22 protein-coding genes and 1 tRNA gene are annotated in these 21,110 nt (G+C 64.2%); 13 read left to right on the plus strand and 10 right to left on the minus strand.

Annotated elements, in window-relative coordinates; translation table 11 throughout:
- The 5 genes from fdh3B (at position 1) to CLM60_RS03995 (ending at position 4,707) form a co-directional block, all read left to right on the plus strand.
- Entirely contained in the window at positions 1 to 594 is a 594-nt protein-coding gene (gene fdh3B / locus CLM60_RS03980; RefSeq protein WP_036556167.1) for a formate dehydrogenase FDH3 subunit beta, read from the plus strand.
- A gap of 98 nt (positions 595 to 692) precedes the next feature.
- On the plus strand, positions 693 to 1,892 hold the full coding sequence (locus CLM60_RS03985) for a formate dehydrogenase subunit gamma (protein WP_095587866.1): 1,200 nt from the start codon (positions 693 to 695) through the stop codon (positions 1,890 to 1,892).
- Between the two features lie 4 nt (positions 1,893 to 1,896).
- Entirely contained in the window at positions 1,897 to 3,213 is a 1,317-nt protein-coding gene (locus CLM60_RS03990) for a c-type cytochrome (RefSeq protein WP_095587867.1), read from the plus strand.
- A gap of 6 nt (positions 3,214 to 3,219) precedes the next feature.
- Positions 3,220 to 3,345 carry a hypothetical protein gene (locus CLM60_RS21305; protein WP_281256657.1) on the plus strand — a complete coding sequence of 42 codons (126 nt, stop codon included), beginning with the start codon at positions 3,220 to 3,222 and terminating at the stop codon, positions 3,343 to 3,345.
- A gap of 27 nt (positions 3,346 to 3,372) precedes the next feature.
- Positions 3,373 to 4,707 carry a sigma-54-dependent transcriptional regulator gene (locus CLM60_RS03995; protein WP_095587868.1) on the plus strand — a complete coding sequence of 445 codons (1,335 nt, stop codon included), beginning with the start codon at positions 3,373 to 3,375 and terminating at the stop codon, positions 4,705 to 4,707.
- Between the two features lie 8 nt (positions 4,708 to 4,715).
- Here the strand turns inward: CLM60_RS03995 and CLM60_RS04000 are convergent.
- The 7 genes from CLM60_RS04000 to mutM all read right to left on the minus strand — a co-directional run bounded on the left by CLM60_RS04000 (position 4,716) and on the right by mutM (position 11,344).
- Positions 4,716 to 4,791 (minus strand) — tRNA-Thr (locus tag CLM60_RS04000).
- A 55-nt stretch (positions 4,792 to 4,846) separates the two neighbouring features.
- A complete protein-coding gene (gene recF, locus CLM60_RS04005) occupies positions 4,847 to 5,959 on the minus strand; it encodes a DNA replication/repair protein RecF (protein WP_095587869.1) in 1,113 nt (370 codons plus the stop codon).
- 47 nt (positions 5,960 to 6,006) lie between these two features.
- Positions 6,007 to 7,125, minus strand: a complete 1,119-nt coding sequence (gene dnaN, locus CLM60_RS04010) for a DNA polymerase III subunit beta (RefSeq protein ID WP_095588019.1) — start codon at positions 7,123 to 7,125, stop codon at positions 6,007 to 6,009.
- A 120-nt stretch (positions 7,126 to 7,245) separates the two neighbouring features.
- The gene (gene dnaA / locus CLM60_RS04015; RefSeq protein WP_095587870.1) at positions 7,246 to 8,616 is read right to left on the minus strand and encodes a chromosomal replication initiator protein DnaA; all 1,371 of its coding nucleotides are present in this window, start codon (positions 8,614 to 8,616) and stop codon (positions 7,246 to 7,248) included.
- Between the two features lie 610 nt (positions 8,617 to 9,226).
- Positions 9,227 to 9,490 carry a 30S ribosomal protein S20 gene (gene rpsT / locus CLM60_RS04020; RefSeq protein ID WP_095587871.1) on the minus strand — a complete coding sequence of 88 codons (264 nt, stop codon included), beginning with the start codon at positions 9,488 to 9,490 and terminating at the stop codon, positions 9,227 to 9,229.
- A gap of 164 nt (positions 9,491 to 9,654) precedes the next feature.
- A complete protein-coding gene (locus CLM60_RS04025) occupies positions 9,655 to 10,431 on the minus strand; it encodes an enoyl-CoA hydratase (RefSeq protein ID WP_095587872.1) in 777 nt (258 codons plus the stop codon).
- A gap of 61 nt (positions 10,432 to 10,492) precedes the next feature.
- A complete protein-coding gene (mutM, locus tag CLM60_RS04030) occupies positions 10,493 to 11,344 on the minus strand; it encodes a bifunctional DNA-formamidopyrimidine glycosylase/DNA-(apurinic or apyrimidinic site) lyase (protein WP_095587873.1) in 852 nt (283 codons plus the stop codon).
- Between the two features lie 122 nt (positions 11,345 to 11,466).
- On the opposite strand from mutM, the gene ubiE reads away from it, so the two are divergent.
- On the plus strand, positions 11,467 to 12,219 hold the full coding sequence (gene ubiE / locus CLM60_RS04035) for a bifunctional demethylmenaquinone methyltransferase/2-methoxy-6-polyprenyl-1,4-benzoquinol methylase UbiE (protein WP_095587874.1): 753 nt from the start codon (positions 11,467 to 11,469) through the stop codon (positions 12,217 to 12,219).
- A gap of 1 nt (position 12,220) precedes the next feature.
- A complete protein-coding gene (gene ubiB, locus CLM60_RS04040) occupies positions 12,221 to 13,750 on the plus strand; it encodes a 2-polyprenylphenol 6-hydroxylase (protein WP_095587875.1) in 1,530 nt (509 codons plus the stop codon).
- On the opposite strand, the gene CLM60_RS04045 is transcribed toward ubiB, so the two are convergent.
- On the minus strand, positions 13,744 to 14,418 hold the full coding sequence (locus tag CLM60_RS04045; protein WP_095587876.1) for a flagellar hook capping FlgD N-terminal domain-containing protein: 675 nt from the start codon (positions 14,416 to 14,418) through the stop codon (positions 13,744 to 13,746). The genes ubiB and CLM60_RS04045 overlap by 7 nt on opposite strands.
- Before the next feature lie 12 nt (positions 14,419 to 14,430).
- Positions 14,431 to 15,474: a flagellar hook-length control protein FliK gene (locus tag CLM60_RS04050; protein WP_095587877.1), complete on the minus strand. Its 1,044-nt coding sequence runs from the start codon at positions 15,472 to 15,474 to the stop codon at positions 14,431 to 14,433.
- A gap of 110 nt (positions 15,475 to 15,584) precedes the next feature.
- Between CLM60_RS04050 and CLM60_RS04055 the strand changes: the two genes are divergently transcribed.
- The 6 genes from CLM60_RS04055 (at position 15,585) to CLM60_RS04080 (ending at position 19,518) form a co-directional block, all read left to right on the plus strand.
- The gene (locus CLM60_RS04055; RefSeq protein ID WP_095588020.1) at positions 15,585 to 15,860 is read left to right on the plus strand and encodes a rod-binding protein; all 276 of its coding nucleotides are present in this window, start codon (positions 15,585 to 15,587) and stop codon (positions 15,858 to 15,860) included.
- Positions 15,850 to 16,200, plus strand: coding sequence for a hypothetical protein (locus CLM60_RS04060; RefSeq protein ID WP_141246455.1), 351 nt, complete (start codon positions 15,850 to 15,852; stop codon positions 16,198 to 16,200). The genes CLM60_RS04055 and CLM60_RS04060 overlap by 11 nt, the downstream gene beginning before the upstream one ends.
- 195 nt (positions 16,201 to 16,395) lie before the next feature.
- Positions 16,396 to 17,880 carry a flagellin gene (locus CLM60_RS04065; protein WP_095587879.1) on the plus strand — a complete coding sequence of 495 codons (1,485 nt, stop codon included), beginning with the start codon at positions 16,396 to 16,398 and terminating at the stop codon, positions 17,878 to 17,880.
- Positions 17,881 to 17,948: 68 nt separating this feature from the next.
- Positions 17,949 to 18,323 carry a flagellar biosynthesis regulator FlaF gene (gene flaF / locus CLM60_RS04070; RefSeq protein ID WP_095587880.1) on the plus strand — a complete coding sequence of 125 codons (375 nt, stop codon included), beginning with the start codon at positions 17,949 to 17,951 and terminating at the stop codon, positions 18,321 to 18,323.
- Complete coding sequence (gene flbT / locus CLM60_RS04075; protein WP_095587881.1) at positions 18,320 to 18,721, plus strand: flagellar biosynthesis repressor FlbT; 402 nt, start codon at positions 18,320 to 18,322, stop codon at positions 18,719 to 18,721. Before flaF ends, flbT begins: the two co-directional genes overlap by 4 nt.
- Positions 18,718 to 19,518, plus strand: coding sequence for a DUF1217 domain-containing protein (locus CLM60_RS04080; protein WP_095587882.1), 801 nt, complete (start codon positions 18,718 to 18,720; stop codon positions 19,516 to 19,518). The genes flbT and CLM60_RS04080 overlap by 4 nt, the downstream gene beginning before the upstream one ends.
- A gap of 189 nt (positions 19,519 to 19,707) precedes the next feature.
- On the opposite strand, the gene CLM60_RS04085 is transcribed toward CLM60_RS04080, so the two are convergent.
- Entirely contained in the window at positions 19,708 to 21,039 is a 1,332-nt protein-coding gene (locus tag CLM60_RS04085) for a FliI/YscN family ATPase (protein WP_425427198.1), read from the minus strand.
- Between the last annotated feature and the right edge of the window lie 71 nt (positions 21,040 to 21,110).

Raw genomic sequence — 21,110 nt, forward strand, 5'->3', positions numbered from 1 at the left:
ATGGCTAGAGCAAAATTTCTCTGCGACGCCGAGCGCTGCATCGAATGCAACGCCTGTGTCACGGCCTGCAAGAACGAGCACGAGGTCCCCTGGGGCATCAACCGCCGCCGTGTGGTGACGATCCAGGACGGCAAGCCGGGCGAGCGGTCGATCTCGGTCGCGTGCATGCATTGTTCGGACGCGCCCTGCATGGCGGTGTGCCCGGTCGACTGCTTCTATCAGAACGAAGAAGGCGTCGTCCTGCACTCCAAGGATCTGTGCATCGGCTGCGGCTATTGCTTCTATGCGTGCCCCTTCGGCGCGCCGCAATATCCGCAGGCGGGCAATTTCGGATCCCGCGGCAAGATGGACAAATGCACCTTCTGCGCCGGTGGCCCCGAGGAGAACAACTCGACCGAAGAGTTCGCCAAATACGGCCGCAACCGGATCGCCGAGGGCAAGCTGCCCATCTGCGCCGAGATGTGTTCGACCAAGGCGCTGCTGGCCGGTGACGGCGACGTTGTGTCCGCGATCTATCGCGAGCGTGTCGTCGCGCGCGGCTTCGGTTCGGGTGCCTGGGGCTGGGGCACGGCCTATGACCAGAAGGGCGGCTAGGCGCCGTCCGGGGCAGGGCGGTCCGATCCGCCCTGCCCGTTTCGCGCGGCCCCGCGTGGCGCGCACCTGATGTCACACCCTGCACGGAGATCCCCCGCATGATCCGCCATCTGCTGGTCCTTTTGACCGTCATCCTGTTGGCCGCGCCGGTGACCGCCCCCGCGCAAGAGACTGTTTCACCGCAAATCGACCGTTCCGCCACCGGCGGGGCGCAGACGCTGGAAGACATCCTGCGCCGCCAGCGTGGCGAAAAGGTCGATGAACGGTTCCGTTCCGACAATATCGGCGGCGATGCCACAAGCGCCCCGGGCCTGGGGCCGCTGGGCGGCGCGTCGGACCCCGAACTGTGGCGCGCGCTGCGCTTCAACAAGGCCGACGTGTCGGTCAGCACCGGCGACGACGTGGCCAAGGTGCTGGTCCAGGATGGCGGGATGCGCTGGTACCATTTCCGCAAGGGACCGCTGGCGACCTATGGCGGCTGGCTGCTGCTGGGGACCATCGGCGCGTTGCTGCTGTTCTATCTGCTGCGCGGCCGGATCCGGCTGGACGGTACACCGTCGGGCCGCACCGTGACCCGGTTCGAAGCGTTCGAGCGCTTCGCGCATTGGCTGCTGGCGGGGTCCTTTGTCCTGTTGGCGCTGACCGGGCTTCTGACGCTGTTCGGACGCATGTTCATCGCGCCGCATCTGGGCAAGGAGCTGAACGCGACCCTGCTCACCGCGTCGAAATTCATCCACAACAACGTCGCCTGGGCCTTTATCGTCGGGCTGGTTCTGGTGCTGGTGCTGTGGGTGCGCCACAACATCCCCAACCGCACCGACCTGACATGGTTTGCACAGGCGGGCGGCATCATCGGCAACAAGCACCCGCCCGCGAAGAAGTTCAACGGCGGGCAGAAGATCATCTTCTGGTCCGTGATCCTGTTGGGGGCATCGATTTCGGTCTCGGGGCTGTCGCTGCTGTTTCCGTTCCAGCTGCCGCTGTTCGCGGCCAGCTTCGGTCACCTGAACGATCTGGGGGTCCCGGCGCTTCTGGGGATGGACCCGCTGCCGGTGGCACTGGCCCCGCAAGAGGAAATGCAGCTGGCGCAGCTGTGGCATGCCATCGTGGGTTTCGTGCTGATGGCGATCATCATCGCCCATATCTATATCGGCACCATCGGGATGGAGGGTGCGTTCGACGCCATGGGCACGGGCGAGGTCGACGAGGTCTGGGCGCATCAGCACCATTCGCTGTGGCTGGACGAGGTGAAGGCGAAAGAGGCCGAGGCCCCCAAAGCGGCCACCCCGGCGGAGTAGCCCCATGCGCAGCGCGCTGGCGATCCTGATCTGGCTCTGCGCCGGCGCGGTTGCGGCGCAGGAGTTCACCACGCTCAAGGGCCACGGCGGGCCGATCATGGATATCGCCGTGTCGCCCACAGGCCAGGTCGCCACCGCCAGTTTCGACAATTCCGTGGGGCTGTGGGACGGGCGGACGCCACGATGGCTGGAAGGGCACGACGCGGCGGTTACGTGCCTGGCGATGCCCGAAAAGGATTTGGTTTTGTCTGGCGGCGATGATTTCCGTGTTGTTTTGCAGCATCCCGAATTGGAACAACCGATCTTGATCACACGGCATAAGGGCAAAATCAGCGATGTCGCTGTGAATTCCACCTCAGAACAGATCGCTTCGGCGAGTTGGGATGGCAGCATTCACCTGATGCGGGTCGTTCAGCTTCTTCAAACCATCGGCGCGCCGCCAGTAGATTTCATCACCGAAGAGTTGCTCGGCCACAAATCCGGTGTCAACGCCGTCGCGTTCGCACCGGCCGGTGAGCTTTTTTCTGCCTCGTCCGATGGGACCATTCGCGCATGGGAAGGGCAGAGCGGAGCGCTGAATAGCCGCCTTGTTGCCACACATGGTTTCGGAATCAATGAGTTGATCGTCACCGACGAGTGGATCGCCTATGGCGCGGTCGATGGCGGCACGCGGGTGATCGACCCTGAAACCGGCGCCCAGATCGCGGATTTCACGCTGGACCGCCGGCCTATCCTGTCGATGGCCTATCACGCCGAGACCGCACAACTGGCCGTGGGCGACGGGCAGGGTTACATCATGATGGTCGACACACATGACTGGCGCATCACTCGCGATTTCCATGCCACGCGCGCCGGTCCGGTCTGGGCGCTGGCGTTTTCGCCCGACGGGCAGGTGATCTATGCTGGCGGTTTGGACGACGTGGCCTATGCCTGGCCCGTCGCCATACTGGATAAGTTCGACCCGGCCATCGACGGCGAGCGGTCTTTCCTGCGCGCGGCGGATACGATGTCGAATGGCGAGCGGCAGTTCATGCGCAAATGCTCGATCTGTCACGCGCTCGACCCTGCGCCCTCGCGCAAGGCGGGACCGACGCTGCACGGGCTGTTCGGGCGGCGCGCGGGTACGGTGCCGGACTATCCCTATTCGCCGACGCTGCGGGATGCGGATATCGTCTGGAACGCCGACACGGTGAATGCGTTGTTCGACCAAGGCCCCGATCACTATATCCCCGGCTCGAAAATGCCAATGCAGGTCATTCGCGGGACCGATGACCGGGCCGATCTGATCGACTATCTGAAACAGGCTACAAAAAAGGAATAGGCGGGTATGAAAGCGATGTTGATGGGATTTGCCGCCATGGTCGTGATTGCCACCGGGGCGTGGTATGCACTGGGACAGGCCGGGTTTTCGTCATCCGAGGTGCATAGCGGTGCGAATGTCCGGCTGGACTGAACGCCGGTGCGGATTGACAGGGCAACGATGAACACAGCTGACGAGTATGGCGGCACGCTGTCCGGCGCGTCGATCCTGGTGGTCGATGACGAACCGGGGATGCGCAATTTCCTGACCAAGATCCTGCAACCGCGGGTCAAGCGTGTGGAACAGGCGGCCTCGCCCGCCGAGGCCTCGCAAAAACTCGACGAGGCGCATTTCGATCTGGTGATCCTGGACAATATCATGCCGGGACTGACCGGGCTGGATTGGGTCACGCAACAGCGGCGCAAGGGGTATTTCGCCGATACGATCCTGATCACCGCCTATGCCGATCTGGAAACCGCAATTGCCGCGTTGCGCGCAGGGGTCAGCGATTTCGTGCTGAAGCCGTTTCGCGCCAACCAGATCCTGGGCGCTGTCGCCCGCACGCTGGACCGCAAATACCTGCGCCGGGACAACACGCTGCTGCGGCGCGAGCTGTTGGCCGACCGCGCCAAGGGCCAGCTTCTGGGCACGTCTCAGGCGCTGGGCACCGTGCGCACCATGCTGGACAAGCTGGCGCCGCTGCCCACGCCGGTTTTGTTCACCGGCGAAAGCGGCACGGGCAAGGAACTGGCCGCGCGCCACCTGCATCAGCTGTCAGATCGCGCGCAACGGCCCTTTGTCGCGATGAACTGCGCCGCTGTGGCCTCGGACCGGATCGCGGCCGAACTGTTCGGCGTGGTCGAGGAAAACGACCGCCTGAAGCCGGGTCTGCTGCTGCTGGCCGATGGCGGCACGCTCCTGCTGGACGAGGTCACACAGATGCCCGACCAGCTTCAGGCCGCGCTGCTGCGCGTGCTCGAGGACAAGCGTGTCCGCCCCGTCGGCGCCGAGCGCGAGATCCCCCTGAACCTGCGGTTTCTCTTTGCCACAAACGCCGATCTGAATCAGGCCGTGGCCGAGGGACGCTTCCGCGCCGATCTGTACCACCGGATCAACGTGGTGACGGTCGAGATGCCGCCGCTGCGCGACCGGTCCGAAGATATCGTCGAATTGGCGGCACTTTTCATGGACCAGTTTGCCACCACGCTGGGCATGCCGTCACTGGATCTGGACGAGGAAACGCTGCTGAAACTGCGCCGCTATGACTGGCCGGGCAATGTGCGCGAGTTGAAGAACCTGATCGAACGCTCGGTCATCCTGGGCGCTTTCCCGGACGAATTCGCCGGCAGCGGGGCGGTGACGGGCACTCAGGCGATCGAGAACCTCGATCTGGTCACGCAGCGCCACATCCTGCATGTGCTGGACCTGTGCGACGGCAACCGCGCCGAAGCCGCCCGCCGCCTGGGCGTGTCGCGCAAGACCATCGACCGCAAGATGGCGGCTTGGGCGAATTGACCGGAAAGTGGTGCCGCTGAAGGGACTCGAACCCCCGACCCCATCATTACGAATGACGTGCTCTACCAGCTGAGCTACAGCGGCGTACCTCGGGGCTTGTAATTCCGGCGAAACCCTGGCGCAAGCGTAATTTCATGGGCTAGCCGCCGTCCCGCATGTGGATACGGCTTTCGCCCGCCTCCTCGCTGACCTCGACGAATTGCGCGCGCCCGGCAAGCGTCTGGAACAGCTCGGCGCCCGTTCCGGTCAGCCAGGCCTGCGCGCCCACGGCGATCAATTCGTCATACAGCGCCGCGCGGCGGTCGGCATCCAGATGGGCCGAAACCTCGTCCAGCAACAACAGCGGCGGCGCGCCGAAATCGTCCCGCAGCGCCCGCGCATTGGCCAGGATCAGCGACACCAGCAACGCCTTCTGCTCGCCCGTCGAACATTGCCGCGCCGCCACGCCCTTCTCGGCATAGACTGCGCCCAGATCGCTGCGATGCGGCCCGACCAGCGTGCGCCCGGCGGCCAGGTCCCGGCGGCGGCCATCGCCCAATGCCTGGCGCAGGCTGTCTGCATCCACCCAATCGGCCTCGTCTTGGGCGATCAACGACAGATCGGCGGCCGGAAAAGCGGTCTCGGCGTCCGCTTGGGCCGCCCCGATCCGGTCCAGCGCAGCGTGCCGGTTGGCTTGGATCTGGGCGCCGGCATCGGCCATCTGCGATTCCAGCGCATCGTACCAACCTGCATCGCTCACCTGGTCCTTCAACAACCGGTTACGCTGCCGCATCAGCTTTTCATAGGTCAGAACCGCCTCGGCATGACCGGGCTCGAAACTCAGCACGACCCGGTCCAGAAACCGCCGCCGCCCCTCGGCCGCCTCGATCCACAGCCGGTCCATCGCCGGGATCAGCCAGATCACCCGCGTGATCCGCCCAAGCGCCACCTGCGTCGCGGATTTACCATCGATGCGCACCACGCGCGCCGCCCCCGGTTCGGCGCCGGTTTCCAGCTCGTGCACCTGATGCAGGCTCTCAACCACCGCGCGCACCTTCCAGCCCAGATGCTCGGGCCGCCGCGCGATCTCGTCCGCGGCCGCCATCCGCAACCCGCGCCCGGGTGACAACAACGACACCGCCTCCAGGATATTGGTCTTGCCCGCGCCATTGGCCCCGTAAATCGCCACCGGCCGCCCGTCCAGCGACAGCCGCGCCATCCGGTGCGACCGGAAATGCGACAGGGTCAGTTCAGTGACGGCCAGCCGGGGCATCGCATGGCCTTCTTCTTGGGAAAAATACTCTCGCCGAAGGCAAGAAATCAGACGCGCATCGGCATCACGACATAGACCGCGCTTTCATCATTGCCTTCGCGCATCAGGGTCGGGTCGCCGGACGAGTTGAACAGGAACACCGCATTCTCGCGGTCGACCTGGCTGGCGATCTCCAGCAGGTATTTCGCGTTGAAGCCGATCTCCAGCTTTTCGTCGCCATAGGCGACGGCCAGCTCTTCCTCGGCCGCGCCCGCATCGGGGGCGTTGACCGACAGGACCATCCGGTCCTCGTCCAGCGCCAGCTTCACCGCGCGTGAGCGTTCCGACGAAACGGTTGCCACACGGTCCACGGCGCGGGCGAATTCGGCGGCGTCGACCTCCAGCTTGCGGGTGTTGCCCTGCGGGATGACGCGGGTGTAATCGGGGAAGGACCCGTCGATCACCTTGGATGTCAGGGTGATCTCGGGCGTGGCGAACCGTACCTTTGTTTCGCTGACCGACACGGCGATCTGCGTGTCGTCATCGTCCAGCAGCTTGCGCAGCTCGCCCACCGTCTTGCGCGGAACGATCACGCCCGGCATGGTTTCGGCCCCCTGCGGCAGCGGCGCGTCGATACGGGCCAGCCGGTGGCCATCGGTCGCGACACAGCGCAGCACCTGACCGCCCTCGCCCGTGGCCACATGCATATAGACGCCGTTCAGGTAATACCGCGTCTCCTCGGTCGAGATCGCGAATTTCGACTTGTCGAACAGCCGCCGCAGCACCGGCGCAGGGGCCGAGAAGTTCGAGGAATATTCCGAGCTCGCCATCACCGGGAAATCCTCGCGTGGCAGCGTGGCCAGCGAAAAGTTCGAGCGCCCGGCCTCGACCGTCAGCCGGCCCGTGGCCGCGCCATCGGTCAGCACGACCAGCGCCCCGTCGGGCAGCTTGCGCACGATCTCGTGCAGGGTGACCGCCGATACGGTGGTGGCGCCGGGCCGTTCGATCATGGCGTTGACCTTGTCGACGACCTCGATATCCAGGTCGGTCGCGCGGAAGCTGACGGTGTCGCCATCGGCCTCGATCAGCACATTGGCAAGGATCGGGATGGTGTTGCGCCGTTCGACGACCGATTGTGCCTGGCCGACGGCCTTGAGTAGCGTGGCGCGTTCAATGCTGATTTTCATCCCATCGTCCCCCATGATGCCGGGACGCAAAACCTAGCGGTTTTTTGTTCCGGCACAATACTTTTCTGGACTTTCGGACGGTTTCACAGGGGCGTCAAGGCCTGACGCCCCGCGATGGAATCAGGCTTCGAGCATGCGGCGCAAGAGTTCCAGATCTTCGGCGATCTGATTATCGACCGCGCGCAATTCGTCGATGCGTTTGACCGCGTGCATGACCGTGGTGTGATCGCGCCCGCCAAAGCGGCGTCCGATCTCGGGCAGGCTGCGCGAGGTCAGCTGCTTGGCCAGGTACATCGCCATCTGCCGCGGCCGCGCGATGGTGCGGTGACGGCGCGGGCCGATCATGTCGGACAGGCGCATGTTGTAATGTTCGCTGACCTTGCGCTGGATCTCTTCGACCGTGACCTTGCGGTCGCTGGCGCGCAGCACATCGGCCAGACAATCCTGGGTCAGGTCTAGCGTGATCTCGCGCCCGACAAGCGAGGCGAAGGCGAAAAGCCGGGTCAGCGCCCCTTCGAGCACCCGCACATTGGTCGAAATCCGGTGCGCCAGGAATTCCAGCACCCCCGGCGCCAGGTTCAGGTCGGGGTATTGCGCCCGATACTGTTCGACCTTCTGCTGAAGGATACCCAGCCGCAATTCGTAATCGGTCGGGTGCAGGTCGACGACCAACCCGCATTGCAGGCGGCTTTTGATCCGATCTTCCAGATCCTTGATCTCGCCGGGCGCGCGGTCGGCGGAAATGATGATCTGCTTGTTCTGGTCCACCAGCGCGTTGAAGGTGTGAAAGAACTCGTCCTGCGTGCTGTCCTTGCCGGCGATGAACTGCACATCATCGACCATCAGCACATCGACAGAGCGGAACAGCTCCTTGAAGCCGATCGTGTCGCGTTCGCGCAGCGCCTGGATGAAGCGGTACATGAACTGCTCGGCCGAGACATAGACCACGCGCAGCTCGGGCGAGCGGTTGCGCAGCTCCCAAGCGATGGCGTGCATCAGGTGGGTCTTGCCCAGGCCCACACCGCCATACAGGAACAGCGGGTTGAACGTGACAGGGCCGCCCTCGGCCACGCGGCGCGCGGCGGCATGGGCCAGCTCGTTGGGCTTGCCGACAACGAAGCTGTCGAATGTGAAACGCGCGTCGATGGGCGCGCCGGGCAGGTCTTCGTCATTCAGGCGGGTGCCGTTATCCGACGGACGGGCGGCAGCGGGCTTAGCGGCGCCATTGCTGGCAGCGCGGCTTTGGCTTTCGGCCACGACATTGAATTCCAGCCGGTCGACCGGCTCGCCGTCCTTGCCCATGTGATGGATGATGGTTTCGCCGAAATTCCGCGAGACCCAATCCCCGACAAAGGTGGTGGGAACCTGGAAATGCGCCACGCCGTTACGCAATGCCTTGAATTTCAAGGGCTTGATCCACGTGACGTAGTTGTTCTTCCCGATTGCCTTTTCCAGCGCTTCGCATACCTGTCCCCATCGCTCTTCCGTCATGCCCTGTTTGCCCGTTCCAGCTCGTTATCGACCCAGAGGATGCCGCGATCCCGGCCGCATCCCCGCGTTCGCATGCTTGGACAACAGACATCACGCTGCGCAAAACGCGCAGGTAACGGCACGACAGGCGTGCATCCACGTAAACAAACCCGACCCCTCAGCCGGCCGCCGCCGCTGATCGGTCGCATCCGCTATACGCGGTCCATATGGACATGATGGATCGACAGACACGGCATCCGAAGATGCCGACCAATCCGCGGTACCTAGGTCGTTGGCAAAGCCCCACTTTGCAAACTGCCTCGACACCCAGAGCCCACCCGCTTTGTCTTTCGTCGCCACCAGTCAGGAAATGACAACTTTGATTTGCAGATGCGAGGGTGCTCCGACCATGTCCCCCCAAGACGATGTGAATCGCAGGACCGAAGCTAGCAACCCGTCTGGCGGCGGCGCAACTGATCTTCGAGCTTGACTCTGATGAATCTGAAACCGAATCCGAAAAGGCGATTTCCTGCCGCCGAGAGGGGGGAGTTTGTGCAACACCGTGCCGGAAAAAGACAAAGGGCGCGTCCCTGCGAACGCGCCCCGAATCTGGTTATCAAAGGCTTAATTTTCAGCCCAGCGCTTTGACCCGCGCCGACAGGCGGGACATCTTACGCGACGCGGTGTTCTTGTGCATGACACCTTTGGTGACGCCGCGCATCAGCTCGGGCTGTGCCTGGCGCAGGGCGGTGGATGCCGCGTCCTTGTCACCGGATGCGATCGCTTCTTCGACTTTGCGCAGATAGGTGCGGATGCGCGAACGGCGTGCTTTGTTGATTGCGAAGCGCCGCTCGTTCTGGCGGGCGCGTTTCTTTGCCTGGGGCGAATTGGCCATGTCTGTTTCCCACTTTCGGGTCTGTTGAATCCTGTGAACGCGACAAGGCCCGACCGGGTTCTAGCAAACCGGCTGATTCCGGCCAAAGCGGGCCTCACGCGCATGTAGCGGCTGCATATAGGGCAAAGGCCGCGCGTTGAAAAGCAAAAATCGCGCAGATGGCCTTATTTGTCGCGGAACTGCGGCTGGCGCTTTTCCAGAAAGGCGGTCATGCCCTCTTTCTGATCCTCGGTCGCGAACAGCGAATGGAACACGCGGCGTTCGAACAGGATGCCTTCGCGCAGGGTGGTTTCATAGCTGCGGTTCACGGTTTCCTTGACCGCCATCACGGTCAGTGCGGATTTCTCGGCGATCTTGCCGGCGGCGGCCATCGCCTCCTCCAGCAGTTTCTTGGCGGGCACCACGCGGCTGACCAGACCGGACCGCTCGGCCTCTTCGGCGTCCATGAAGCGGCCCGTCAGGTGCATGTCCATCGATTTGGATTTGCCGACGAACCGCGTCAGCCGCTGCGTGCCGCCGATCCCGGCGACCACGCCCAGATTGATTTCGGGCTGACCGAACTTGGCGGTGTCGGCGGCAATGATGAAATCGCACATCAGCGCCAATTCGCACCCGCCGCCCAGCGCATAGCCCGCGACCGCCGCGATGATCGGCTTGCGGCAGCGCAGGATGGTGTCGTGATTGTCGGTGAAGATGTCACCGCCGAACGCATCGACGAAGCTGTATTCGCTCATCTCCTTGATGTCGGCCCCGGCGGCAAAGGCTTTCTCGGACCCGGTCAGGACGATGCAGCGCACCTTGTCGTTCTTGCCCGCGCTGGTGATCGCATCGGCCAGCTCGCCCAGCAATTCCGAATTCAGCGCGTTCAGCGCATCGGGACGGTTCAGCTTGATCAGAGCGATGTGGTCTTCGATCTCGACGATCAGCGTCTTATAGGCCATTCCCGGCGACTCCCGTTCTGTGTCGTTCCGATTCCTTACCAGTCTGACACCATCGTTCAAGCTATCTTTGGCAAGCCGGGCAATAGAAGGTCGACCGCCCCGATTGCACGATCCGCCGGATCGTGCCGCCGCAACCCGGCTGCGAACAGGGCGCGCCCTCGCGGTCATAAGCGCGGAAATTGTGCTGAAAATAGCCCAGTTCGCCATCGGCCTGGCGATGATCGCGCAGGCTGGAGCCGCCCGCCGCGATCGCCTCGGCGATGACATCGCGGATCACCGGCACCAGCGCGGCCACCCGTGGCGCGGCGATCCGGTCGGCCCGGCGGGTGGGGGCGATGCCCGCCCGGTGCAGCGCCTCGCAGACATAGATATTGCCCAGCCCCGCGATGACCTTCTGATCCAGCAGCACCGATTTCACCGGCGACCGGCGCTTGGCGAACGCGTCGATCAGATAGGCGTCGTTGAACGCATTTCCCTGCGGCTCGGGTCCCAGGCTGGCCAGCAGCGGATGCGCCGCCACCGCATCGGTCGGGCACAGATCCATCGCGCCAAACCGCCGCGCATCGTTGAAGGTGACGCGCGCGCCGTTTTCCATGTGAAAGACCACATGGTCGTGTTTCTGCGGCGCGGGGTGGTCGTGGTGGAACATGCCCAGCGGGTCGCCCGACACCTGCATCCGGCCCGACATGCCCAGATGGATCAACAGCGTCTCGCCGCTGTCCAGATCGGCTAGGATGTATTTCGACCGCCGCCCCAGCCGCAGCACGCGCGCGCCGCTCAGCCGTTCGGCCATCCGCTCGGGCAGGGGCCAGCGCAGGTCGGGGCGGTTGACCTCGGCCCTGGCGATCACGGCGCCCTCCATCGCGGGGGCCAGGCCCCGGCGCACGGTTTCGACCTCGGGCAGTTCGGGCATGGTGCGGTCCCCTGTTCCGGTTTGCAGCCTTCCCGTTCGCATGAATGCCCTGCGGCGGAAAGAGGATTTGTTCTTGGCGGGAACTCGGTATATCCCGATCCCGACCTATATGGGCGGATAAGATGACCGACGAAAAGACAAAGACCACCCATTTCGGCTTCCAGACCGTGGCAGAGGATGAAAAGGCCGGCCTTGTGCATGGCGTCTTCAGCAATGTGGCGTCGAAATACGATGTGATGAACGATGTCATGTCGATGGGCATTCACCGTGTCTGGAAGGACGCGATGATGGATTGGCTGGCCCCGCGCCCACATCAGCGGCTGCTGGATGTGGCGGGCGGCACCGGCGATATCTCGTTCCGGTTCCTGAAACGCGCGCCACAGGCGTCGGCCGTGGTGCTGGACATGACCGAATCCATGCTGGTCGAGGGGCGCCAGCGGGCCGAAGCGACGCAGATGGCCGGCAGCCTGGACTGGGTCGTAGGCGATGCGATGAAGCTGCCGTTTCCGGATAACAGCTTTGATGTCTACACGATTTCGTTCGGGATCCGGAACGTGACGCGCATCCCCGATGCCCTGTCCGAGGCGTTTCGCGTGCTGCGCCCCGGCGGGCGGCTGATGGTGCTGGAATTCAGCCAATTGCCCAATCCCGGGATGCAATGGCTCTATGATCGCTATTCGTTCAACGTGATCCCGGAAATGGGCAAGCTGATCGCGGGCGACCGTGACAGCTATCAGTACCTGGTGGAGTCGATCCGCAACTTCCCCGATCAGGACACGTTCGCCGCGATGATCCGCAGCGCGGGCTTCGCCAATGTGAAATACCGCAATCTCAGCATGGGGATCGCGGCGCTGCATTCGGGTTGGAAGATCTGAGATGCGCGGACCGCACAATATCTGGCGCCTGATCCGCACGGGCGCCACGCTGGAGCGCACGGGTGCCATGGGTGTCGTCCTGCACGCGATGGAGGCCCCGCGCGGGCTGCGCATCGTGTTTCGCGTGCTGGCCTGGCCGTTCAAATGGCTGGGGCTCAAGGGCGATCCAGGCCTGCCACCGGCAACGCGGGCGCTGACGGCACTGGGCCCGGCCTATATCAAGTTCGGGCAGATCCTGTCGACGCGGCCCGATATCGTCGGCGACGAGCTGGCCGTTCAGTTGCGGGTGTTGCAGGACAAGCTGCCGCCGTTTTCCACCACGGTCGCGAAGAAGACGATCAGCGAAGAGCTGGGCACCGATGTCGACACGCTGTTCAGCAGTTTCAGCGACCCGGTGGCCGCGGCCTCGATCGCGCAGGTGCACAAGGCCCGCGTGGCCGAAACCGGGGCCGAGGTGGCGGTCAAGGTGCTGCGCCCCGGGATCGAACGGGCGTTCCGCAAGGATATCGACGCGTTCTATTTCGCGGCCTGGGTGATCGAATTCCTGTCGCCCGCCTCGCGCCGGTTGCGGCCCGCCGATGTGGTGGCGCATTTCGAAAGCGTCGTGCTGGGCGAACTGGACCTGCGGCTGGAATCCTCGGCCGCCTCGGAATTTGGTTCTAATACGGCCGAAGACGCGGGGTTCCAGGTGCCGCAGCCGCATTGGTTCCTGTGCGGGCGCCGGGTGATGACGCTGGACTGGGCCGAGGGCATCCCGCTGGGCGACAACGCCGCCCTGGATGCGGCGGGGCACGACCGGCTGGCGCTGTCCGAGCGGGTGTTGCAGCTGTTCCTGAGCCATGCGCTGCGCGACGGGTATTTCCATGCCGACATGCATCAGGGCAACCTGAAGGTCGCCGCGAATGGCGACATCATCTGCTATGATTTCGGGATCATGGGCCATATCGACGCCTTTACGCGCCGGGTCTATGCCGAGATCCTGTTCGGCTTCATCCGCCGCGATTACCAGCGCGTGGCCGAGGTTCATTTCGAAGCGGGTTACGTGCCCGCCGACCGCGATGTCGATGAATTCGCCCGCGCCCTGCGCGCGGTGGGCGAGCCGATCTTCGGGATGGAGGCCAGCCAGATCTCGATGGCGAAGCTGCTGAGCTACCTGTTCGAGGTGACCGAGCGGTTCGGCATGGAGACCCGCACCGAACTGATCCTGTTGCAACGCACGATGGTGGTGGTCGAAGGCGTCGCGCGGTCGCTCGACCCGCATATGAACATCTGGCAGGCCGCCCGCCCGATTGTCGAAAGCTATATCAAGCAGAATATCGGCCCCAAGGCGCTGGCACGGGATCTGTTGCGCACGGTGCGGGTGCTGTCGCGGTTCGGGCCGCAGCTGCCGCAACTGGCCGAAGAGGCACTGATCCGCCACAATCAGCCCGCCCCCACACCGCCGCGCCCCAGCCGCCTGCGCCCGGTTTTGTGGACGCTGGCCGCCGCGGGCATGGGTGTGGCCGGCTTCGTTCTGGGCGGGCTTTACTGAGCCAGCGCCGGATCGCGCAGCGCCACGATCTGATCGGTCGCGACCTCGACCCCGCCGGTCAGAACCGCCGCCGGTCCGGCATCGGTCATCCGGATTTCCGTCACCGTGGCGAAATGCTCGGCCTGGGTGGTGTCGAGCAGGTCGTCACCCGCATAGCTTTCGATCCGGAACGTATAGGTCCCATCCGGCAGGGGCATGCCATCCTCGTACCGGCCGGACCATTCGAACGGGCTGCCATCGGTATCGACAGTCAGCCGCTGCACCACCTGTCCCTGGGCGTCGGACACCACAAGCTGGGCCTTGTCGGCGCCGCTGGCGATGTCGGGGATCATGGTGATCGGCTGCCCTTCGAACCAGGCGGGGGCGGCGGCGCGGGCCTCCATCCCTACCCAGGCGGCGGTTTGGCCCAGGCCGCCCAGATCCAGCTGGGCGCTGATCGCGGCCAGTTGGTCGTTCATGCGCACCTGCTGTTCCACGCCCGAGAACGTGGCCAGCTGCACCGCGAACTCCGACGATTCCATCGGGTTCAACGGGTCCTGATTTTCCAGCTGCGTCGTCAGCATCTTCAGAAAGGTTTCGAAATCCGAGCTCAGCGCGTTCGACGCGCTGCTGCTTTGGGTGGATTGCTGCTGGACCGTGGTGGTCTGCGTGGTTTCGGTAACGTTCATTGGGACCCTCTTTCAAAGACGGATATCGAGACTGTCGCGCGGCAGCAGATCCAGATCGATCAGCACTCCGGGACGGGTTTGCGGGCTGTCCTCGGCCAGGTTGTCGCCCGGCGTGCCGCTTTCGGTGTCACGCCCGCCCGGCTGGCCGAAATCGAACGAGGCCATGCCGAATCCCATCTGTGTCAATTCGGTCTGCAACATGTCCGCATGGCGCCGGAACAGTTCCAGCGTCTGCGGCTGATCGGCCAGGATAGAGACTGTTAGAACCCCATCGACCTGGTTCAGCGCCATGCGGACGCGGCCCAGCTCCTCGGGGTTCATGGTAATCTCGACCGGGGCGTCTGGCCGCGTCTGAAGCATGTCCGCGATCTGTCGCATGCTGGCGGCGGAAAGCTGTTGCGGCCCGGCGGGCTGCATCACAACACGCGATGCCTCGACCGGGCGCGTCTGGGCGGGGTCCATCGCGGCTTCGGTCCGATGCGCGGATTCGGGCAACGGCTCTGCCGATGCGGTCGGGGGCGCGGCACCCTCGGCCATCTGGGGGGCCTGAAATGTCGGCTGTGGCGTGGCGGGCTTGGCGCCCCCGTCAGTCGCAGGTGCGGCTTTCGCGGCATCGGCGGGCGCCGGGTCCCCATCTGCAGGCGTCGCTGAACCAGACTCTTCCGCCAATTTCGTGACTATTTCACCCTGGAAAGCGCTGATCGGGGCCTGCCCCGCTTGGGGCGTTTGGTCCACGGTCTTTGCCATCGGGCGCGCAACCTCTGTCTGGGTGTGCGGCGGCCCCAATGGCAGATCGACGGCCAGATCAGTGGGTTCGACTTCCGCGTCGGCGGCGGGGGGCGTGGCGGCCTCCACATCCACGGTGACCTCGGCCGGTTCGGGCTCCGCTGTCGCGTCCTCGACAACCGGTATCTCTGTGTCCGCGACCGTTGGCGCGGGTTGGGCCAATGCGGCGACAACCGCGCCAAACGGGGCGGGCGCGGCCTGGGCCACGGGCGTCTCAGACGGTACGGGCAGGCCCGTTTCCGCGGGCCGCGATGTGCTGAGGATCTGCATTCTGACTCCGATCCGGTGAATTGGCCGCAGGATGTGGGCAAACTGGTTACCACTCCTTTACCCGCGCCGGGTCATGATCGGGAAAACAGTTCAAATTGAAGGAAACCCGCATGATACCCAAGGCGATACCGCCATCCGGCCCCATCAGCAGCCAGGATACAAAGCTGTGGCAGGCGGCCCAGAAGATGGAGGCCAACTTTCTGGCCGAAATGCTGAAATCCGCAGGATTCGGCGAAGCGCGCGACAGTTTCGGGGGTGGCGCGGGCGAGGATCAGTTCGCCTCGTTCCTGCGGCTGGAGCATGCCGAAAACATGGTCGACGCGGGCGGCATTGGCCTGAGCGAGCGACTGTTCGAATCGTTGAAGGAGCGTTCGAATGACACCTGAAAGACTCATCACCCAATTGCGCGACGTGCTTCAGGACGAGCGCGCGGCGCTGTTGTCGGGCCGGATTTCGGATCTGGACGCGGTCGGGCAGCGCAAGCTGGACCTGCTTGAACAGGCGCAAGGCCAGGATATCGCATCCGATCACCCCGACTGGGCCGACATCCGCGCGCGCAACCAGCAGAACGGCGCCCTGCTTCAGGCCGCGCAACGCGGGTTGGCCGAAAGCCGGGCGCGGCTGATGCAGATCCGCGATGGCGGTCTGGCGCTGAAGACCTATGACCGTCAGGGCCGGTCGGTTGAACATGCCCGCGCGCCGAAGCTGGTCAAGAAGCGTGCCTGAGTTGATTCAAATGCCCCGTTCTTCGCCACAGAAATTAGGAAGTTCTTAGCCACTCTGCCCGCATGGTCGCCATGCATCCTGAACAGGGTGGCGCGGTCGCGGGGCACACCCCGATTGCACAGGCAGAAAGCCGTTCCCGCCGCGAAAGCGGCTCTGAAACCGGTGCAAAGCACCACGAAAATCGAGGAACGAAGTATGTCCAGCATTCTTACCAACAACAGCGCAATGGTCGCGCTGCAGACCCTGAAAGGGATCAACGCAAGCCTGGCAAAAACCCAGGCCGAAATCTCGACCGGCAAATCGGTCGCCTCGGCCAAGGACAACGCGGCGGTCTGGGCCATCTCGAAGGTGATGGAATCCGACGTGAACGGTTTCAAGGCGATCTCGGAAAGCCTGGGGCTTGGGGAATCGACCGTCGCCGTGGCGCGTCAGGCCTCGGAAACCGTTTCCGACCTGCTGACCGATATCAAGGGCAAGATCGTTGCCGCACAAGAAAGCAATGTCGACCGCAGCAAGATCCAGACCGATATCGACGCCCTGCGCGATCAGATCAACTCTGTCGTGGGGGCCGCACAGTTCAATGGCCTGAACCTGGTGACGGGCACCGACGATGTCGATGTGCTGTCGTCGCTGGACCGGGCCAATGACGGCACCGTCAATGCCAGCAACATCACCGTCACGCGTCAGGATCTGACCTCGGCCACGGGTGTTCTGGGTACGGGCACCGACCTGTCAGCCAATGCCACGCTGTCGGATACCGCCGCGACCAATGCCGGCAACACCCAGACCATCACCCTGGCGGCGGATGCCGATGTCAGCACCGATACGTTCGAGATCACGGTGGGTGGCGCGACGCTCAGCTTTGCCGCCGGCGATCTGACGGGCGACCAGGACGCGGCTGCAACCGCGATCACCTCCGCCATCAACGCGCTGGGTCTGGTCGGTGTCACCGCAAGCGCGGCCACCAACGTGATCACGCTGACCTCGACCCGCGCGTTCGAGGATGTGTCGATCTCGGGGACCAAGAATGGCGGCGCGGCCGACATCACCCTGTCCGACACCACCATCGCCGAACGTTCCGAAACGCTGACTTTCTCGGGTGCCGCGGCCGTGAACGAGGGCGACGGCTACCAGGTCACGGTGGGCGGCACGGCCTTTACCTATGTCGCGGGCAAGGGTGAGTCGTTCGAGGATGTCGCACGCGGCCTGAAGGCGGCTGTCGATGGCGGCGCGATTTCCGATGTAACCACGCAGGTGACGCAGAACGATGCGGGCCAGTGGGTGCTGAAGATCGACAATGACGGGGCGTCCAGCGTCAGCCTGGCGCGTGCCGGTGCCGCCGATGGCGAAGCCTCGGGCGGTCTGTTCGGCCTGGGCGGGATCGACGTGACGACCGATGCGGGCGCCGAAGCGGCGCTGGGCAACATCGAAACGCTGATCGACAACGCGATTTCGGCGGCGGCCGAATTCGGCTCGGCGCAGGGGCGGATCGAAACCCAAAGCGATTTCATCGGCAAGCTGACCGATGCGCTGAAATCGGGGATCGGGTCGCTGGTCGATGCCGACATGGAAGAGGCTTCGGCGCGGTTGCAGGCGCTTCAGGTGCAGCAGCAGCTGGGCACCCAGGCCCTGTCGATCGCCAACCAGTCGCCGCAGAACATCCTGTCGCTTTTCCGGTAACGACAAGGCCGGGGCGTTGATCGACGCCCCGGCCACCGGACCCCAATTCTGGACTTAAGGACACCACCGTGAACGCGCATATCCTTGCAAAATCGGCTTACACAACCAAACAGCCGGCCCTGCGCACCCCGCGCGGGATCGAGGCTGAGATTTTCACACGTATCACCGCGAAACTGTCGCGGGCGGCTTCGGACCAGGGCTCTTTCGCGACGCTGGTTGCCGCGCTGAACGAAAATCGCCGCTTCTGGACCGCGCTGGCCGCAGATGTGGCCGAAGACGGAAACACCCTGCCCGATCCGCTGCGGGCGCAGATCTTCTATCTGGCGGAATTCACCGCCCAACACACCAGCAAGATCCTGTCCGGCAAAGAGAACGCGGGTGTTCTGATCGATATCAACACCGCGATGCTGCGGGGCCTGAACGGGCAAGGAGCCGAGGCATGAGCGGTCTGATCCTGAAACTGGCGCCCAAGGAACGGGTGCTGATCAATGGCGCTGTGATCGAGAATGGCGAGCGCCGCGGCCGGCTGAGCATCGTGACGCCCGGTGCGAATATCCTCAGGCTGCGCGATGCGATCCACCCAGAAGAGGTCAACACCCCCGTCCGGCGGGTCTGTTACATCGCCCAGTTGGTCCTGTCCGGCGACGCCGAACCCGACGAGGCGCGGATGCAGCTGTTGCGCGGGATCGAACAGTTGAGCCAGGTGCTGACCGACACAGACAGCCGTCAGCATCTGAGCATGGCCAGCGATTGCGTGGTATCGGGGCAATTCTATCAGGCCCTGCGGTCGATGCGTGCCCTTCTGCCGCGCGAAGCACGGCTGATGGCGGCGGTCCAGTGAATTTCCAGCCCATCGTACCGTTCGGCGGAATGGCGGGTTGGGCGTTTCTGCAGCGCACCATCGACAGCCAGCGTGTCGCGCATGACAACACCGCCACAATGCAGCGCGATGTCGCGTATTTTCAGGAAAACATCGGCAAGGTCACATCGGCCGAGGCGCTGGTGTCGGACACACGGCTGCTGCGCGTCGCCCTTGGCGCCTTTGGCCTGGACGACGATATCGGCAACCGCTTTCTGATCCAGAGGGTCCTGACCGACGGCACACAGGATGCAACCGCACTGGCCAACCGCTTGTCCGACAAGCGCTATCTGGCACTGTCAGAGGCGTTCGGCTTCGGCGACTTCGACACGCCCCGCACGCAATTGTCCGATTTCGGAGCCGAGATCACCGATGCCTTCCGCGAGCGCCAGTTCGAGATCGCCATCGGCGAGCAAAACAACGACATGCGGCTGGCGCTGAACCTGCAGCGGGAACTGGCCGAGCTGGCCGGCAAAACCAACAGCGAGGACACGAAATGGTTCACGATCATGGGGTCCGAACCGTTGCGCAGCGTGTTCCAGACCGCCTTTGGCCTGCCGGACTCCTTTGCCTCCATCGATATCGACCAGCAGTTGGAAACGCTGAAATCCCGGGCCGAGGCGACATTTGGCAGCTCGGACGTGGCGCAGTTCACCGATGACGACCAGATGCAGGCGCTGACCCGGCTGTTTTTCGCCCGATCGCAGATCTCGGATTTCAACGCATCGGTTTCGTCGGCCAGCACGGCCCTGACATTGCTGCAATCGGCCCTGCGCTAGAAACCGGATGTCGCACTGCGGTGGTTTGTGCTCAGCACCGCGCCGCGAGGGTTCTGTCGGGGCGCCTGCGTCAAACGTCGCTTTTTTCGATATAACCTTGGGATGGGTATGGCGCCGCAAGGCCGCGCAACAGGCTGGGCATCTGGTTTGACCTTCACGGCCGCGCGTTCGTGCCCGGAATCCCGCCATCTAGACCCGCGCCGGGTGCTGGTCGAGGCATTGCGCCAGCGCCGCGAAGCTTTCCGCGCAGCCTGACGCATCTGTCTTGCTCAGAAAACCTTCCAGCTTTGGCCACAGCGCGATTGCGGCGTCGATCTCGGCATCCGTTCCGCCGGAATAGAGACCGGATTGGATCATCATCTCGGCCCGCTCATACCGGCCAAGCAGATGCCGTGCCCGCGCCAGCAGCTTGTTTTCAGCCTCGGTCGCGGCATGCGGCAGGCTGCGTGAAACCGAGCGCGACAGGTCGATGGCCGGAAAGCGCCCGCGTTCGGCGATCTCGCGCTCCAGCACCACATGGCCGTCCAGCACACCGCGCAAGGTGTCGGCGACAGGCTCTTCCATGTCCGAACCGGCCACAAGGACACTGAAGATCGCGGTGATGTCACCCTGGCCATCCGCGCCGGGGCCCGCCCGTTCGGCAAGCGATGTGATCTTTTGCGCGGTCGAGGGCGGATATCCCCGCAGGCTGGCGGCCTCGCCCGCGACAAGGGCCAGTTCCCGATGCGCCTCGGCAAATCGGGTGACGGAATCGGCCATGAACAGCACATGCTGCCCGCAATCGCGAAAATATTCGGCGACCGTCATCGCGGCCCAGGCCGCGCGCCGCCGCACCAGCGCCGACTGATCCGATGTCGCGGCAATCACGACAGCGCGCTTCATCCCCTGCGCGCCCAGGGTGGATTCGACGAATTCGCGCACCTCGCGCCCGCGTTCGCCAATCAGCGCGATGACGGAAACATCCGCGCTGACCGATCGGGCCAGCCCGGCCAGAAGGGTCGATTTGCCCACCCCCGAACCGGCAAACAGGCCCACGCGCTGGCCCCGCACCAACGGCAGGAATGTGTTGAACGCCGCCAACCCGGTATCCAGCCGATCCCCCAGCGCACGCCGTTCGGTCGCGGCGGGCGGGCGCGTGTGCAGCGACCGCGCCGCTGGCCCCGGCATCAACGGGCGCCCGTCCAGCGGGGCGCCGAACGGATCGATCACCCGCCCCAGCCAACTGTGGTCGGGCGCCAGGTCATAACGGCCAAGATGGGCGGCCAACCCGCCGATCCGCACCATGTCTGTCGGCCCGTCCAGCAAGGCGTCGAGCCGGTCCGCGCCGATTCTCAGCACCTCGCCCCGGCAGGCATCGCCATCGCGGGTTTCCACCCGCAGGATGTCGCCAACATGCGCAACCCGGTTCAGCCCCAAAATAGTGACTGTTCCACCGGAAATTTCGCATATACGCCCGGCATCGCGTGTCACCGACACATCGTGAATCCGGGTTTTCAGGGACATCAGATCCGGGCTGGCCATGGTTTTGAGTTCCTCGTTTGTTCACGCTTACCGTTTCTAAAGGAATCAGGGTTAAGGCTTGATTGAAACCG

Source organism: Actibacterium ureilyticum, assembly GCF_002285435.1.
GTDB classification, from domain to species: domain Bacteria; phylum Pseudomonadota; class Alphaproteobacteria; order Rhodobacterales; family Rhodobacteraceae; genus Actibacterium_C; species Actibacterium_C ureilyticum.

Bases quoted from the DNA above. Each gene is read 5' to 3' on its own strand.
- CLM60_RS03985 (WP_095587866.1), top strand. From the start codon at position 693: ATGATCCGCCATCTGCTGGTCCTTTTGACCGTCATCCTGTTGGCCGCG.
- ubiE (WP_095587874.1), top strand. From the start codon at position 11,467: ATGACCGACGAAAAGACAAAGACCACCCATTTCGGCTTCCAGACCGTG.
- dnaA (WP_095587870.1), bottom strand. From the start codon at position 8,616: ATGACGGAAGAGCGATGGGGACAGGTATGCGAAGCGCTGGAAAAGGCA.
- CLM60_RS04045 (WP_095587876.1), bottom strand. From the start codon at position 14,418: ATGAACGTTACCGAAACCACGCAGACCACCACGGTCCAGCAGCAATCC.
- fdh3B (WP_036556167.1), top strand. From the start codon at position 1: ATGGCTAGAGCAAAATTTCTCTGCGACGCCGAGCGCTGCATCGAATGC.
- CLM60_RS21305 (WP_281256657.1), top strand. From the start codon at position 3,220: ATGAAAGCGATGTTGATGGGATTTGCCGCCATGGTCGTGATTGCCACC.
- CLM60_RS03990 (WP_095587867.1), top strand. From the start codon at position 1,897: ATGCGCAGCGCGCTGGCGATCCTGATCTGGCTCTGCGCCGGCGCGGTT.
- CLM60_RS04055 (WP_095588020.1), top strand. From the start codon at position 15,585: ATGATACCCAAGGCGATACCGCCATCCGGCCCCATCAGCAGCCAGGAT.
- CLM60_RS04085 (WP_425427198.1), bottom strand. From the start codon at position 21,039: ATGGCCAGCCCGGATCTGATGTCCCTGAAAACCCGGATTCACGATGTG.
- CLM60_RS04060 (WP_141246455.1), top strand. From the start codon at position 15,850: ATGACACCTGAAAGACTCATCACCCAATTGCGCGACGTGCTTCAGGAC.
- CLM60_RS03995 (WP_095587868.1), top strand. From the start codon at position 3,373: ATGAACACAGCTGACGAGTATGGCGGCACGCTGTCCGGCGCGTCGATC.
- CLM60_RS04065 (WP_095587879.1), top strand. From the start codon at position 16,396: ATGTCCAGCATTCTTACCAACAACAGCGCAATGGTCGCGCTGCAGACC.
- CLM60_RS04025 (WP_095587872.1), bottom strand. From the start codon at position 10,431: ATGGCCTATAAGACGCTGATCGTCGAGATCGAAGACCACATCGCTCTG.
- rpsT (WP_095587871.1), bottom strand. From the start codon at position 9,490: ATGGCCAATTCGCCCCAGGCAAAGAAACGCGCCCGCCAGAACGAGCGG.
- ubiB (WP_095587875.1), top strand. From the start codon at position 12,221: ATGCGCGGACCGCACAATATCTGGCGCCTGATCCGCACGGGCGCCACG.
- dnaN (WP_095588019.1), bottom strand. From the start codon at position 7,125: ATGAAAATCAGCATTGAACGCGCCACGCTACTCAAGGCCGTCGGCCAG.
- recF (WP_095587869.1), bottom strand. From the start codon at position 5,959: ATGCCCCGGCTGGCCGTCACTGAACTGACCCTGTCGCATTTCCGGTCG.
- mutM (WP_095587873.1), bottom strand. From the start codon at position 11,344: ATGCCCGAACTGCCCGAGGTCGAAACCGTGCGCCGGGGCCTGGCCCCC.
- CLM60_RS04050 (WP_095587877.1), bottom strand. From the start codon at position 15,474: ATGCAGATCCTCAGCACATCGCGGCCCGCGGAAACGGGCCTGCCCGTA.
- flbT (WP_095587881.1), top strand. From the start codon at position 18,320: ATGAGCGGTCTGATCCTGAAACTGGCGCCCAAGGAACGGGTGCTGATC.